Origin of the sequence: Kumtagia ephedrae (assembly GCF_003012745.1) — a bacterium.
In the GTDB taxonomy this organism is placed as follows: domain Bacteria; phylum Pseudomonadota; class Alphaproteobacteria; order Rhizobiales; family Rhizobiaceae; genus Kumtagia; species Kumtagia ephedrae.
The window spans coordinates 1-13,597 of record NZ_PXYK01000028.1; the positions used below are offsets into that span (position 1 = coordinate 1).

Below are 13,597 nucleotides of genomic sequence, written 5' to 3' on the forward strand. Positions count from 1 at the left end.
AATCAACGCGCCCGACCGGGCTGCGCAACCCCGACCAGCTCTACCCGGTCGGGCGCTCAACGTCGTGCACCAAAAGGGGGTCAAAATTGGACGCCGATCCGGGGTCAGTTTTGCAAGCCGTTTGACAATCAAACGCGTCAGGTGGAGTCTCCCGCTTTGCATAAGCGTCTTCCGGATCGATCTTTTCGGGTACCGGGTCTGAGTCGAGGCAGAAGCACTCGAAGGGATCAACGAACAGACGTTCTTCCTGATCCCAGCGCCCGATGTAGTTAGGCTTAGCATACCTTCGGTAAGGATCGAATACGCAAAGCCAAGATGCGGGCGGGACTGGTTCAGCGTCGGTGAATCTTCGTAGTCCCTCGATGGTCGAAACCACATGCGCCACCTGTCCACGCTCATGAGGTTGCAGCTTGGCCGGGTTGCCTCCGGCCATTGAAACGACTTTACAAGTCCATGCGTCCGGGTCGTCCGCGCGGGCGGCCCATGCTTCCAGCGTACTCCATAGCATTGCGTGCCCTTCGGCGCTGCCATAGGCAATCGGCGTAACCCCTTTGTGGCTCCACCGAAGATTCCCATAGTTCGAATCTCCCGCCTGAAAGGCGTAGACACCTTCCATCGGGCCGTTTGCGCGGTTCAACGCCTCCAAGAGATATTGCACGGGAGGATCATCTGCCGAGTATCCGATGAATACGACGAAGTACCGGCTCAACAAGTCTTTGACGAATAAAGTTGCCCAGCCGTCTGACAAGTAGGCTCTACCGAACTCAGAACTGGATAGAACGAAGCCGTCGCCATCAGCGCCGTCGCCAAGTGCGTTCATCTTTCCATGGAGGTAGACTACTCCGTTGAAGTCCGTTGCACGAGCTGGGCTAGGAAGGTTCGGTGGAAGGAAGCTGCGTAAACCTGGACGGCATCCGTCGAAGAGTCGATCGAAGTTTGTCGTAACTATGCGAACAATACCCTCGCGCGTGGTCGCTAGCCTTACAAGCGTCTCATGAGCGCTTGTATCCGCTACTTGACGAGGTGTCAGTGCCCTTGCGACCGCTGCTTCGATGTCGCGAGGGAGGAAGTCCCGCTCCAAGAGGCCAAAGATTCGGTCAGCCGAGATCAACCCATCGACACCCGTGCGCCGTGCGACCTCTGCGACCTCCGAAATGATCTTCCTTGCTGGATCGTCCGGCTTTACACCAAGCGCATGCGTTACCGCGGTCGCCAGCCCGAAGAAGTCGGGGAGATTAGCTTTGGCGCGCGAAACGCCAGCGCCGCAAAAAAAAATGACGCGCCCCTGATCTCGCGCAAGCAATAGTTCGTCGGGAATGGAAGGGCCGCCTGCAATGAAGCGCATGTGTTTCTCCCACAAAGTTCAACAAGCAACTTTGCTCGCAGCGTTGCCTCTGCCAAGACTGCTGCCTGGGTTCTCCTCCATTTATCGCAGCGACAATGCCGGCGGCGGCTCGCCAACATCATCGCCGAGGCAAAAGGCTCTATGAGCGGCTGGTGCCGCAGATGGACGGCTTTCTGCCGGAGGACGAGGCGGCGCAGCTCTGCTTCGCGTTCGAGGCGGAGGTGAAGCGGCTGAAGGCGGCGTAGCGCCGCGAGCTTTGCTCTGCCATGGTACCCGGCACCACCCCCACCCCGATCCGCTGCGCGGATCGACCCTCCCCACAAGGGGGAGGGTAAGGCGCAGCCCCTCAAACCAACCTGCTCTGCTCCACCGCCGCGCCGATAAAGCTCGCGAACAGCGGGTGCGGGTCGAGCGGGCGGCTCTTCAGCTCCGGGTGGTACTGCACGCCGATGAACCAGGGGTGGTCGGCATATTCGACCGTCTCCGGCAGCACGCCGTCGGGCGACATGCCGGCGAACACCAGGCCGCAGCCTTCCAGCCGCTCCTTGTAGTCGATGTTGACCTCGTAGCGGTGGCGGTGGCGCTCGGAGATGCGGGTGTCGCCATAGATCGAGGCGATGCGCGAGTCCGGGGCGAGCGACGCTTCGTAGGCGCCGAGCCGCATGGTGCCGCCGAGGTCGCCGGCCGCCTGGCGCTTCTCCAGCATGTTGCCGCGCAGCCATTCGGTCATCAGGCCGACGACGGGTTCTTTTGCGGGGCCGAATTCGGTGGAGGAGGCGGCCTCGATGCCGGCCAGCGAGCGGGCCGCCTCGATGCAGGCCATCTGCATGCCGAAGCAGATGCCGAAATACGGCACCTTTCTCTCTCTTGCGAATTTCGCGGCGAGGATCTTGCCTTCCGAGCCGCGCTCGCCGAAACCGCCGGGGACGAGGATGCCGTGCACCTTCTCCAGGAAGGGCGCGGGATCCTCCTTCTCGAACACCTCGCTCTCGATCCAGTCGAGTTTTACCCGTACGCCGTTGGCGATGCCGCCATGCGACAGCGCCTCGATCAGCGATTTGTAGGCGTCCTTCAGGCCGGTGTATTTGCCGACGACGGCGATGGTGACCTCGCCCTCCGGATTGTGGATTTTTCGCGAGACCTCCTGCCAGGCCTCCATGCGCGGCTTCGGCGCCGGGTCGATGCCGAAGGCGGCGAGCACCTCGGAGTCTAGCCCTTCCTGGTGGTAGGCCATCGGCACGTCGTAGATGTGGCCGACGTCGAGCGCCTGGATGACGGCGCTCTCGCGCACGTTGCAGAACAGCGACAGCTTTCGCCGCTCCTCCTTGGGGATGGCGCGGTCGGCGCGCACGAGCAGGATGTCGGGGGCGATGCCGATGCCGCGCAATTCCTTCACCGAATGCTGCGTCGGCTTGGTCTTCAGTTCGCCGGCGCTGGGGATATAGGGCATCAAGGTGAGGTGCACGTAGACGGCGTTGTTGCGCGGCAGGTCGTTGCCGAGCTGGCGGATCGCTTCGAGGAAGGGCATGGCCTCGATGTCGCCGACCGTGCCGCCGATCTCGCACAGCACGAAATCATAGTCCTCGTTGCCTGACAGCACGAAATTCTTGATCTCGTCGGTGACGTGCGGGATGACCTGCACGGTGGCGCCGAGATAGTCGCCGCGGCGCTCGCGCTCGATGATGTTGCGGTAGATGCGGCCGGTGGTGATGTTGTCGGACTGGTTGGCCGAGCGGCCGGTGAAACGCTCGTAATGACCGAGGTCGAGGTCGGTCTCGGCGCCGTCGTCGGTGACGAACACCTCGCCATGCTGGTAGGGCGACATGGTGCCGGGATCGACGTTGAGATAGGGGTCGAGCTTTTTGATGCGGGCGCGGTAGCCGCGTGCCTGCAGCAGCGCCCCGAGGGCTGCCGCCGCTATGCCTTTTCCAAGAGAGGAGACCACGCCGCCGGTGATGAAAACATATCGCGCCATGGGAATTATCGCTTAGCTGGGGCGGTCCGATTCCGCCAGAAAAAAATCAGGCCCTGGCCGAATAATCCCCGGCGGGCCCCGCTCGATATAGGATTTTGCGCCCAAAACAAAAGGGCCGGCGCGGGCCGGCCCTTTATTGCGTGGCGCGTGGGATCAGAGCACGACGACCGGCGTGCCCGGGCGGACGCGGTTGTAGAGGTCGATGACGTGCTCGTTGGTCATGCGAAAGCAGCCATTGGAGGCGTTGGTGCCGATCGACTGCGGCGCGATGGTGCCGTGGATGCGCAGATAGGTGTCCTGCTTGCCGCTGTAGAGATAGATGGCGCGGGCGCCGAGCGGGTTCTGGCCGCCGCCGGGCATGCCGTCCTTGTACTGGCCGTATTTCCTCGGCTCGCGCTGCTGCATCTCCTTGGTCGGGATCCAGCGCGGCCATTCCTGCTTGTCGCCGACCGTCACCCGGCCCTTGTATTGCAGGCCCTCGCGGCCGACGGCGATGCCGTAGCGCCGCGCGGTGCCGGCCGATTCGACGAGGTAGAGGAAGTGGTTGGCGGTATCGACGACGATGGTGCCGCGGGGATAGCCGGAGAAGGCGACGGTCTGCGCCTCGTATTCGGGGCGCAGCTTGAAGCGGCCCTTGGTCTGCTGCTTCTGCTCCAGCACCGAATCGAGGGCGCGGGTCTCGGGCAAAAGGTTGGTGCCGGCCGGCTCGTCGCCGAACAGGACCTGGAAGAAGCCGGACTGCGGGTTGCCGACCTCGCCGCTGCGCAGCTCGCCATTGTTGCCGCTGCGCACCACGGTCTCGGCGCCGACGGCGGCCGCCTTCTGCGCGGCGATGCGCTCGGCGGTCAGCCCGGTGACCGGCTTGGCGCTGCGCAGGGCGACCGGCTGGGACTGCTCGGGCTCGGGCTTGCGCTCGTCGCCGAACAAGATGCGGAATGTGCTCCTCTTCGGCTGCTCGGCCACCGCCACCTCGGCGGCCTTGCCCTTCTTGCCGGGCTTCTCCTTGGCCGCTGCCCCCCTGGCCGTCTCCTTCGAGCCCAGGAAGGCGGTGCGGCGGGCGTCCGCGTCGGCCTTGGCCTTGGCGCGCATGGCGGCGAGCTTTGCCTGGCGCTGCTTCTCGAGTGCTTCCTGCCGCGCCTTGGCCTTCTCCTGGGCGGCGAGCGCCTTCTCCTCCTCGGTCTGGCCGGCCTTCTTCCTGGCGACGACCTTCTTCTTGGCCGAAGTCCTGGCTTCGGCGGTTTTCTTCTTGGCCTGGACGACCGTGGATTTCTGCGGCTTGGCCGGTTCGGCAAGGGCCGGCGTGGCCATGCCCAACGCGGCACAGAGGCCCAACAGCAGGAGACTGCGAGGTAGCATGCTAATATCCCGAAAACGTAATGCGCCCGGCGCTCAGACGAGCGGCATTTCCGCTTCGCCCCCCATCATGGCGGCCGTGGACGCGTTATAAGCGCAAATTCCGGGCCTGCTCAAGGCGCCGCGCGGTGCCGGCGAGATCGATTCCGCGTGATCACGGCGGCATTTAGCCGGGGTGTGATCAAAGAAGCACAGCTTATGGTTACTGATTCGGAACCTGCGGCTGCGCCGGCTGGGCAGGCGCCGGCTCGGCGGCCGGCGGGGTCGCGGTGGTGCCGTCGGCGGCGGGCGGGGTCACCGGCGTGGCGACGGGCGGCGTGGCCTGCTCGCCGGCGGGCGGCGTGGCGGAGCCTTCGCTCGGGGCCGCCTCGGGAGCCGTCGGAGCCGTCGGGATTGCCGGAGCGGGCGCATCGGCGCCGGGAGCCGGGGCAGGGGTGTCGCCGGCAGGCGCCGCCGGGGCAGGAACGTCGGAGGATCCGCCGAGCTGGTCGAGCACGCCGGCGCCGCCCTGTCCCTGGGTGGTCGGCACGCGGTCGAGGATGTCGATCGGCCGCTCGCCGTAGCGGGCGATCAGCGACAGGCCGAGCGAGGTGACGAAGAAGGCCGCCGCCAGGATCGCCGTGGTGCGCGTCAGCGCATTGGCCGCGCCGCGCGCCGTCATGAAGCCCGAGCCGCCGCCGATGCCGAGACCGCCGCCTTCCGAGCGCTGCAGAAGCACGACGCCGACAAGAGCCAGAACGATCATCAGGTGGACGACGATAACGACGGTTTGCATGACTTCTCCGGCGGATTCCAGGACGCGGACAGGCGCGCCCTGCCGAACGTGGCGGCTCAATACATGGCTTTCGCCGCATTTCCAAGCCCGAGGCCTATATGGGGCAGTGCCGGCGGGGGTGAAAGGGTTTTTTGACAGAAATGCCGCTTCGCGACCGCTCCATTCGCTTCAGGCGATAGTGGCGAGGGCTGATCATCGCCGGATGCCGGAACCACCGGTCCCCGGTTGTCCGCAAAGCCAAGGTTCGGCTATGTTCGCGAAAGCCGAGGGAGCCAGCGAGGTCCGGTATATCGATGCCGCCCGTGGATGCAGACACTACAGCATGGATTATCTGGATAATACTGATCCTATTCGCAGCGTATTTTACATACAACGAAGTGTACATAAAGCCAAGACTAATAAAGGAGATGGGGGGATGGGATTTGGTTGAAGCAGTGGTTGTCAATCGTATCCATTTGCCTGAAGATCCTCCGGCGTTTTCATATAGAGTAAGATACAGATATAAAGGTAAGGATTGCCATGCATTTGCCGACAATGATCTTAATATAAATACCGTTGGCGTCGTTATCGGGCATAGGTTTTCTGTGAAAATTGATCCGAAAGATCACGGCAAGGTTGTGATTTTCGAGCGAAATTACCGGGAAAGGTGACGACATGCCGTCCGATCTGTCGGAAAATCCGGCCCCCGCCCGCAACTTCCCCATCTTCGATCTCTCCCGCTTCGAGCAGGCCGATGCCGCCGGCCGCCGGGCCCTGGGCGCCGAGGTCGACGCCATCTGCCGCAGCACCGGCTTCCTGGCGATCTCCGGCCATTCGGTGCCGCGGCCGGTGATCGACGCCGTCTGGCGGAAGGCGCACGCCTTCTTCGACCTGCCTGCCGAGGTCAAGGAGAAGGCGAGGGCGCCTTATCCCGGCTATCCCTATGGCTATCTCGGCCCTGGCGTGGAAGCGCTGGCGAAGTCGAAGGGGCAGGACACGCCGCCCGACCTCAAGGAAAGTTTTAACGGCGGCCCGCTTTCCGTGCCGGAAGGGCTGGACGATGCCCAGGCGCTCGCCTTCTGCTATGCCGCGACGATCTGGCCGGAGGAGCCGGCGGGTTTCCGCGCGGCCTGGGAAGCCTATTACCGCGCCATGGAGGACCTTGCCGGCCGCATCATGCGCGTCTTCGCGGCGGCGCTCGACCTGCGCGAAACCTTTTTCGACAAGACCATCGACCGTCCGGTCAGCGCCCTGCGCGCGCTCAACTATCCGCAGACGCATGTGGCGCCGCAGCCGGGGCAGTTGCGCGCCGGTGCCCATACCGACTACGGCAGCCTCACCATCCTGTTGCCGCAGCCCGGCTCGTCCGGCCTGCAGATATTCACGCCGGAAGGGGATTGGCGCGAGGTGCCGCCGCTCGACGGCGCCTTCGTCATCAACATCGGCGACCTGATGGCGCGCTGGACCAACGACCGCTGGGTGTCGACGCTGCACCGCGTCGTCAATTCCGACGGCAGCGCGGCCCGCCGCCAGTCGCTCGCCTTCTTCCACCAGCCCAACTGGCACCAGGAGATCGCCTGCATCCCGTCTTGCCTGGCGCCGGGCGAGAGCCCGCGCTACGAGCCGGTGTTTTCCGGGCCGTATCTGATGTCGAAGTTTCAGGCGACGGTGAAGCCGGCGGCGTGAGAGGTGGGCGGCCCTCAGCCCTCGGCCTTGCGCTGCGCCGCCTCCACCACCGCCAGCGCCGTCATGTTGACGATGCCGCGCGAGGTCACCGAGGGGGTCAGGATGTGTGCCGGCCGGTCGGTGCCGAGCAGGATCGGGCCGACATGCAGCGCGTCCATCATCTGCTTGACCGTGGTCAGCGCGATGTTGGCGGCATCCAGATTGGGGAAGACCAGCAGGTTCGCCTCGCCCTTCAGCCGAGAATGCGGGTTGATGCGCTGGCGCAGCGCCTCCGACAGCGCGGAATCGGCGTGCATCTCGCCGTCGCATTCGAGGTCGGGCGCGCGGTCGCGCAGAATCTCGGCGGCCTGCCGCATCTTCAGTGCGCTGGGCGATTCGCGCGAGCCGAAGTTGGAGAAGGACAGCAGCGCCGCCTTCGGCTCGATGCCGAAGCGCCGTATCTCCTCGGCCGCGAGCATCGTCATCTCGGCGATCTCCTCGGCGGTCGGATCGACGGTGACGTAGGTGTCGGTGAAGAACACCACGCCGCGGCTGGAGATCAGCATCGACAGCGCCGAGAGGTCGCGGTCGGTGACGTCAGGGCGCGCGCCGATGAGCAGCGAGACGTGCCGAAGGTGCCGCGCGAACCGCCCCTCCAGGCCGCAGATCATGGCATCGGCCTCGTTGCGGCGCACCGCGAGCGCGGCGATCACCGTCGCTTCCGTGCGCACCATGGTGCGCGCCGCCTCGGGCGTGATGCCGCGCCGGCCGCCCAGCTCGGTCAACAGGTCGACATAGTCGCGGTAGCGCGGATCGTCCTCGGGATTGATCAGTTCGAAATCGGTGCCGGGGCGGATGCGCAGGCCGTAACGCTTGAGGCGCACTTCCACGACGTTGGGACGGCCGATGAGGATCGGCGTGGCGATCTCCTCGTCGATCACCACCTGGGCGGCGCGCAGCACGCGCTCGTCCTCGCCGTCGGCATAGATGACGCGCTTGGCGGGTGAGGTCTTGGCGGCGGAGAACACCGGCTTCATGACCAGGCCGGAGCGGAAGACGAAGCGGTTCAGCCGGTCGATATAGGCCGGGAAGTCGGCGATCGGGCGTGTCGCCACGCCGGTCTCGCAGGCCGCCCTGGCCACCGCCGGCGCGATGCGCAGGATGAGGCGCGGGTCGAAGGGCGAGGGGATCAGGAAGTCGGGGCCGAAGATCGGCGTCTCGCCCGAATAGGCGCGCGCCGCCACGTCCGACGGCTCCTCGCGGGCGAGTGCCGCGATGGCGCGCACCGCCGCCATCTTCATCTCCTCGTTGATGGCGCTGGCGCCGCAGTCCAGCGCCCCGCGGAAGATGTAGGGGAAGCACAGGACGTTGTTGACCTGGTTGGGGAAGTCCGAGCGGCCGGTGCAGATCATGGCGTCGGGCCGCGCGGCGCGCGCCACCTCCGGCATGATCTCCGGCGTCGGGTTGGCGAGCGCCAGGACGAGCGGCTTCGGCGCCATGTGCTGGAGCAGTTCCGGCTTGAGCACGCCGGCCGCCGACAGGCCGAGGAAGACGTCGGCGCCGGCGATGACGTCGGCCAGCGTGCGCGCCTCGGTGTCCTTGACGTAGGGGTCCTTCCAGCGGTCCATCTCGTCGACGCGGCCCTTGTAGGCGACGCCGAAGCGGTCGGTGACCCAGATGTTCTCGACCTTGGCGCCGAGCGACACCAGCAGGTTGAGGCAGGCGAGCGCCGCGGCACCCGCGCCGGAGGTGACGATCTTGACGTCGGCGACGTTCTTGCCGGCGAACTCCAGCCCGTTGAGGATGGCCGCGGCGACGATGATGGCGGTGCCGTGCTGGTCGTCATGGAAGACCGGGATGCCCATACGCGCCTTCAGCCGCTCCTCGACCTCGAAGCATTCGGGCGCCTTGATGTCCTCTAGGTTGATGCCGCCGAAGGTCGGCTCGAGCGCGGCGACCGTCTCGACCATGCGGTCGATCTGCGGCGCGTCGATCTCGATGTCGAAGACGTCGATGCCGGCGAACTTCTTGAACAGCACCGCCTTGCCTTCCATGACCGGCTTGGAGGCGAGCGGCCCGATATTGCCGAGGCCGAGCACGGCGCTGCCGTTGGAGATGACGGCGACCAGATTGGCGCGGCCGGTGTAGTCGGCGGCCGTCGCCGGGTCGTCACGGATGGCGAGGCAGGGCGCGGCGACGCCCGGCGAATAAGCCAGCGCCAGATCGCGCTGGTTGCCGAGCGGTTTGGTCGCCTGGATCTCCAATTTGCCGGGGGTCGGATATTTGTGGAAGAAAAGTGCCGCTTCTTCGAGGTCCAAACGGGCCGACTTGCTGTTTTCGCTGCTCATTCACGCGACCTTCGTTCTTTCCTGCGGAGTTTTTATCACCTTTTCGAGCGGTTTCCGCCCGTGCGTCAGAACGCGCTCACATAGAGCCCGCCGTCGACCGGTATGTTCTGCCCGGTCAGGTAGCCGGCATGGGCGGAGCACAGGAAGGCGCAGATCTGGCCGAATTCCTCCGGCGTTCCCAGCCGCCTGGCCGGTATGTCGGCGGCGAGCCGGGCCTTGCGCTCGCGCGCCGCGTCCGGGTCTTCCGGCACGCTCGGATCGTGCGGGCCGCGCAGCCGATCGGTATCAAGCTTTCCCGGCAACAGATTGTTTATGGTAACGTTTTTGTCGGCAACCCCGCGCGCGATGCCGGACAGGAACGAGGTCAGGCCGGCCCGCGCCGCCGAGGAAAGGTCGAGCCCCTCGATCGGCACGTAGACCGACAGCGAGGTGATGTTGACGATGCGCCCGAAGCCGCGCGCCGCCATGCCGTCGACCACCGCCTGGATGAGCTCGAAGGGCGTCACGAGATTGCCGGTGATGCCCTGCAGGATGGCGGCGCGGTCGAGCTCGCGGAAATCGCGGCGCGGCGGACCGCCATTGTTGTTGACCAGGATGTCCGGCTCGGGGCAGGCGGCAAGCAGCTCGCGCTGCACGGCCGGATCGGAGACGTCACCTGAGACTTCCGTCACACTGACCTGAAAACGCTCGCGAATCTCGGCAGCCGCCTGAATAAGGATTTTGGCGTCGCGGGCATTCATCACCAGGTCGACGCCGGCTTCCGCCAGCGCCATGGCGCAGCCCTTGCCCAGCCCCTTGCTCGATGCACAGACGATCGCCTTGCGTCCGCGAATGCCGAGATCCATCTCGCCGTCCTCCGTTTGCGAAGGCGCGCACCCTATAGCGGGCCGCCGCGAAACCGCAACCGTCATACGGATGTAGCATGAATCTGGGCATTGCCGCTCCAGCAGAAACAGGAGCAGGCCGCCATGACCGACACGGCGCCCCGCAGGTACAGAACGCTTTTCATCTCCGACCTGCATCTCGGCTCGAAGGCGGCCAAGGCCGATTTCCTCATCGACTTCCTGCGCCATCACGAGGCGGACACCATCTACCTGGTCGGCGACATCGTCGACGGCTGGCGGCTGCGCCGCTCCTGGCACTGGCCGCAGGCGCACAACGACGTGGTGCAGAAGCTGCTGCGCCAGGCCCGCAAGGGCGCCAGCATCTTCTACATCGCCGGCAACCACGACGAGTTCCTGCGGCAGTTCCAGGGCACGCATTTCGGCGGCATCGTCGTCAGCGACCGGGCGATCCACGAGACCGCCGACGGCAAGCGTTTCCTCGTCATCCACGGCGACCAGTTCGACACCATCGTCCACAACGTCCGCTGGCTCGCCTATCTCGGCGACCGCGCCTACGACCTGGCGATCACCGTCAACCGTGTCGTCTTCCGCATCCGGCGGGCGCTCGGCCTGCCCTACTGGTCGTTCTCGTCCTGGGCCAAGGTGAAGGTGAAGAAGGCCGTGAACTTCATCGGCGCCTTCCAGCAGGTGCTGAGCGAGGAGGCGCGGCGCTCGGAGGTCGACGGCGTCATCTGCGGCCACATCCACCACGCCGTGATCGAGCGCTTCGACGACATCACCTATGTCAACACCGGCGACTGGGTGGAAAGCTGCACCGCGGTGGTCGAGCATTTCGACGGGGCGCTGGAAATCCTGCACTGGCCGCATGTGGCGGTCGCCGCGTCGAAGGGGCGCGGCTTCGAGCCGCGGGTGATCGAGGGCACGGCGGCGGAAGCCGCCTGACGCGCCTGCGTGGCGTTTCGGCCACAGCGGCGGAGCTTCGGGCGAGGCCGGACGCCGGCCGTTGGGCGACTCATTGCCGGCATGATATGGGCCGACGAGCAGCACCGGGCCGCATCGCCCGAACAGCCGGCCGGACCGCTTCATGTCTCTGCCCCCGCTCTCGCCGGAACAACTCGTCAAGCCGCGCCATTTCGAACTCCGGATGTCGCTGCTGTTCGCCGCGATCTTCGTGCCGCAGGGCATCCATCTGCCCTACTTCCCGCTCTGGCTGGAGGCGAAAGGCTTCGGCGCCGGCGAGATCGCGCTCATGCTGTCGGCGCCGATGTTCCTGCGCGTCGTCACCACCCCGTTCATCACGGCGATGGCCGACGAGGCGAAGGACCGGGCCAATGTGCTGATCCTGCTGATCGCGGCAGCGCTCGCCGTCTCGCTCGGCTTCTTCCTGCAGCCCACCTATCTGGTGGTCCTCACCGCGTCGCTGGCGCTGGCGGTCGCCTGGACGCCGCATTCGCCGCTGTCGGATTCGCTGGCGCTTTCCGGCGTGCGGCGCTTCGGCTCGGTCTATCCTGGCATGCGCATCTGGGGCTCCATCGCCTTCCTCGCCGCCAATCTGGGCGGCGGTTTCTTCCTGTCCGTGGCCGGCGTGCAGGCCGTTCCGCTCATCATCACCGGCAGCCTGTGCCTGACGCTGGCGGTGTCCTTGCTGGCGCCGCGGCTCGGCCGGCCGCGGCGGGCTTCGCCCCTGTCTGCGGTCGACATCCAGGAGGGCGGGCCGCGGCTGCTCAACCGCTATTTCGTGCTGTTCGTCGCCGGCGCCGGCCTGATCACCGGCAGCCACGGCTTTCTGTACGGCTTCGTGTCCATCTACTGGACGTCGATCGGCATCGCCGACACGGTGATCGGCATGTTGTGGGCCTGGTCGGTCGCCGCCGAGATCGTCATGTTCATGCTGTTCACCCGGCTGTTCTCGCACCGCTCGGCGACCACCGTGCTCGGCCTCGCCGGGGCAGGGGCGGTGCTGCGCTGGATCGCCTTTCCGCTGGTCTGGCCGTCCGGCGCCGGCGTCGCCGGCTTCTTCGCGGTGCAGACGTTGCATGCCTTGTCGACCGCGCTCATCCTGATCGGCGTGCAGAAGCTGATCGTCGAGACGGTCCCGGAGGAACGCACCGGGGCGGCGCAAGGCATCGCCTTCTTCGCCAACGGCTTCTCGATGGCCGCCGTCACGCTGCTGTCGGGTCCGCTCTATGCGGCTTTCGGCGTCGGCGGCTTCTTTCCGATGGCAGCCGTCGCGGCCGCCGGAATGGGCCTGATCGCGCTGGCGCGCCGCTCAGCCCCATAGGGCCGGCGTGGGCGGGAAGACCAGCGACCCGGCATAGGCGAGCGCCGGCTGGCGGTCTCTTGCCAGAAGAAGGGGCCCGTCGAGGTCGACGAAATCGGCGTCCTGCGCCAGGAGCACGGCCGGCGCCATGCCGAGCGAGGTGCCGACCATGCACCCCACCATGATGCGGAAGCCGAGCGCCCGCGCCCGGTCGCGCAGTGCCAGGGCGGCGGTGAGCCCGCCCGCCTTGTCGAGCTTGATATTGACGGCGTCGTAGAGGCCGGCCAGCCGCTCGAGGTCTTCCGCGACATGGACGCTCTCGTCGGCGCAGACCGGCACCGGCCGCGCCATGCCGCGCAGCGCCTCGTCCCTGTCGGCCGGCAGGGGCTGCTCGACCAGCGCCACGCCGAGTTCCGCCGCAAGCGCGAGGTTTTCCGCAAGGTTGCCTTCGTTCCAGCCTTCGTTGGCGTCGAGGATGATGCGGCTTTTCGGCGCCGCCTCGACGACCGCGCGGATGCGCTCGGCATCGCCACGGCCGCCGATCTTGACCTTGAGCAGCGGCCGCGCCGCGTTGGCGCGCGCCTGCGCGGCCATCCGCTCCGGCGTGTCGAGCGAGAGCGTGTAGGCGGTGGTGATCGGGTGCGGCGCCGACACGCCGACCGCGTCGGCCGCCGGGCGGCCGGAAGCCTTGGCTTCCAGATCCCACAGCGCGCAGTCGAGCCCGTTGCGCGCCGCGCCGGCCGGCATGGCGGCGGCGAGCCCCTTCCGGTCGATGCCGTTCTCGATGGCAGAACGGCCGGTCTCGATCGCCGAAAGCACGCTGTCGATCGTTTCGCCGTAGCGGCGATAGGGGACGCATTCGCCGCGGCCGGCCACGTCGCCTTCGCGGATCGTGCAGCAGATCACTTCGGCTTCCGTCTTGGAGCCGCGTGAGATGGTGAAGGTGCCGGCGATCGGGAAACGTTCGACCTCGACCGAAAGGACACGCGCCATGATTTTCTCCTCCGGATGTGATCGCGCGCGATGCCGCATAAAGTGACAGGCCGTGATTC

The 13,597-nt window shown here is 66.3% G+C and carries 11 protein-coding genes; 4 read left to right on the forward strand and 7 right to left on the reverse strand.

What is annotated here, in order from left to right:
- Positions 1–40: 40 nt before the first annotated feature.
- From C7I84_RS23370 to secG, 4 genes are all read right to left on the reverse strand, one after another.
- A complete protein-coding gene (locus C7I84_RS23370) occupies positions 41–1,345 on the reverse strand; it encodes an SIR2 family protein (RefSeq protein ID WP_106774638.1) in 1,305 nt (434 codons plus the stop codon).
- Between the two features lie 346 nt (positions 1,346–1,691).
- Positions 1,692–3,320, reverse strand: coding sequence for a CTP synthase (locus tag C7I84_RS23375; RefSeq protein ID WP_106774639.1), 1,629 nt, complete (start codon positions 3,318–3,320; stop codon positions 1,692–1,694).
- A gap of 153 nt (positions 3,321–3,473) precedes the next feature.
- On the reverse strand, positions 3,474–4,628 hold the full coding sequence (locus C7I84_RS23380) for a L,D-transpeptidase (RefSeq protein WP_245428580.1): 1,155 nt from the start codon (positions 4,626–4,628) through the stop codon (positions 3,474–3,476).
- A 247-nt stretch (positions 4,629–4,875) separates the two neighbouring features.
- Positions 4,876–5,448 carry a preprotein translocase subunit SecG gene (gene secG, locus C7I84_RS23385; RefSeq protein ID WP_106774641.1) on the reverse strand — a complete coding sequence of 191 codons (573 nt, stop codon included), beginning with the start codon at positions 5,446–5,448 and terminating at the stop codon, positions 4,876–4,878.
- A gap of 302 nt (positions 5,449–5,750) precedes the next feature.
- Here secG and C7I84_RS29800 point away from each other — a divergent pair, with 302 nt between their 5' ends.
- Together C7I84_RS29800 and C7I84_RS23390 are read left to right on the forward strand one after the other, a co-directional pair.
- On the forward strand, positions 5,751–6,098 hold the full coding sequence (locus C7I84_RS29800) for a hypothetical protein (protein ID WP_133170143.1): 348 nt from the start codon (positions 5,751–5,753) through the stop codon (positions 6,096–6,098).
- Positions 6,099–6,102: 4 nt separating this feature from the next.
- The gene (locus tag C7I84_RS23390; RefSeq protein ID WP_106774642.1) at positions 6,103–7,113 is read left to right on the forward strand and encodes an isopenicillin N synthase family dioxygenase; all 1,011 of its coding nucleotides are present in this window, start codon (positions 6,103–6,105) and stop codon (positions 7,111–7,113) included.
- A 14-nt stretch (positions 7,114–7,127) separates the two neighbouring features.
- Here the strand turns inward: C7I84_RS23390 and C7I84_RS23395 are convergent, their stop codons facing one another.
- Both C7I84_RS23395 and C7I84_RS23400 read right to left on the reverse strand, forming a co-directional pair.
- Positions 7,128–9,440 carry an NADP-dependent malic enzyme gene (locus C7I84_RS23395; protein WP_106774643.1) on the reverse strand — a complete coding sequence of 771 codons (2,313 nt, stop codon included), beginning with the start codon at positions 9,438–9,440 and terminating at the stop codon, positions 7,128–7,130.
- A gap of 65 nt (positions 9,441–9,505) precedes the next feature.
- Positions 9,506–10,285, reverse strand: coding sequence for an SDR family oxidoreductase (locus C7I84_RS23400; RefSeq protein ID WP_106774644.1), 780 nt, complete (start codon positions 10,283–10,285; stop codon positions 9,506–9,508).
- 123 nt (positions 10,286–10,408) lie between these two features.
- On the opposite strand from C7I84_RS23400, the gene C7I84_RS23405 reads away from it, so the two are divergent.
- Together C7I84_RS23405 and C7I84_RS23410 are read left to right on the forward strand one after the other, a co-directional pair.
- Positions 10,409–11,227 (forward strand): UDP-2,3-diacylglucosamine diphosphatase, encoded by an 819-nt coding sequence (locus C7I84_RS23405; protein WP_106774645.1) that lies wholly within the window; start codon positions 10,409–10,411, stop codon positions 11,225–11,227.
- Positions 11,228–11,369: 142 nt separating this feature from the next.
- A complete protein-coding gene (locus tag C7I84_RS23410) occupies positions 11,370–12,566 on the forward strand; it encodes an MFS transporter (protein ID WP_106774646.1) in 1,197 nt (398 codons plus the stop codon).
- On the opposite strand, the gene dgcA is transcribed toward C7I84_RS23410, so the two are convergent.
- Entirely contained in the window at positions 12,555–13,538 is a 984-nt protein-coding gene (gene dgcA / locus C7I84_RS23415; RefSeq protein WP_106774647.1) for an N-acetyl-D-Glu racemase DgcA, read from the reverse strand. The two genes, C7I84_RS23410 and dgcA, sit on opposite strands and share 12 nt — an antisense overlap.
- Positions 13,539–13,597 lie beyond the last annotated feature (59 nt).

Coding starts and splice junctions, on each gene's coding strand:
- C7I84_RS23370 (WP_106774638.1), bottom strand. CDS start 1,345: ATGCGCTTCATTGCAGGCGGCCCTTCCATTCCCGACGAACTATTGCTT.
- C7I84_RS23375 (WP_106774639.1), bottom strand. CDS start 3,320: ATGGCGCGATATGTTTTCATCACCGGCGGCGTGGTCTCCTCTCTTGGA.
- C7I84_RS23380 (WP_245428580.1), bottom strand. CDS start 4,628: ATGGCCACGCCGGCCCTTGCCGAACCGGCCAAGCCGCAGAAATCCACG.
- secG (WP_106774641.1), bottom strand. CDS start 5,448: ATGCAAACCGTCGTTATCGTCGTCCACCTGATGATCGTTCTGGCTCTT.
- C7I84_RS23390 (WP_106774642.1), top strand. CDS start 6,103: ATGCCGTCCGATCTGTCGGAAAATCCGGCCCCCGCCCGCAACTTCCCC.
- C7I84_RS23395 (WP_106774643.1), bottom strand. CDS start 9,440: ATGAGCAGCGAAAACAGCAAGTCGGCCCGTTTGGACCTCGAAGAAGCG.
- C7I84_RS23400 (WP_106774644.1), bottom strand. CDS start 10,285: ATGGATCTCGGCATTCGCGGACGCAAGGCGATCGTCTGTGCATCGAGC.
- C7I84_RS23405 (WP_106774645.1), top strand. CDS start 10,409: ATGACCGACACGGCGCCCCGCAGGTACAGAACGCTTTTCATCTCCGAC.
- C7I84_RS23410 (WP_106774646.1), top strand. CDS start 11,370: ATGTCTCTGCCCCCGCTCTCGCCGGAACAACTCGTCAAGCCGCGCCAT.
- dgcA (WP_106774647.1), bottom strand. CDS start 13,538: ATGGCGCGTGTCCTTTCGGTCGAGGTCGAACGTTTCCCGATCGCCGGC.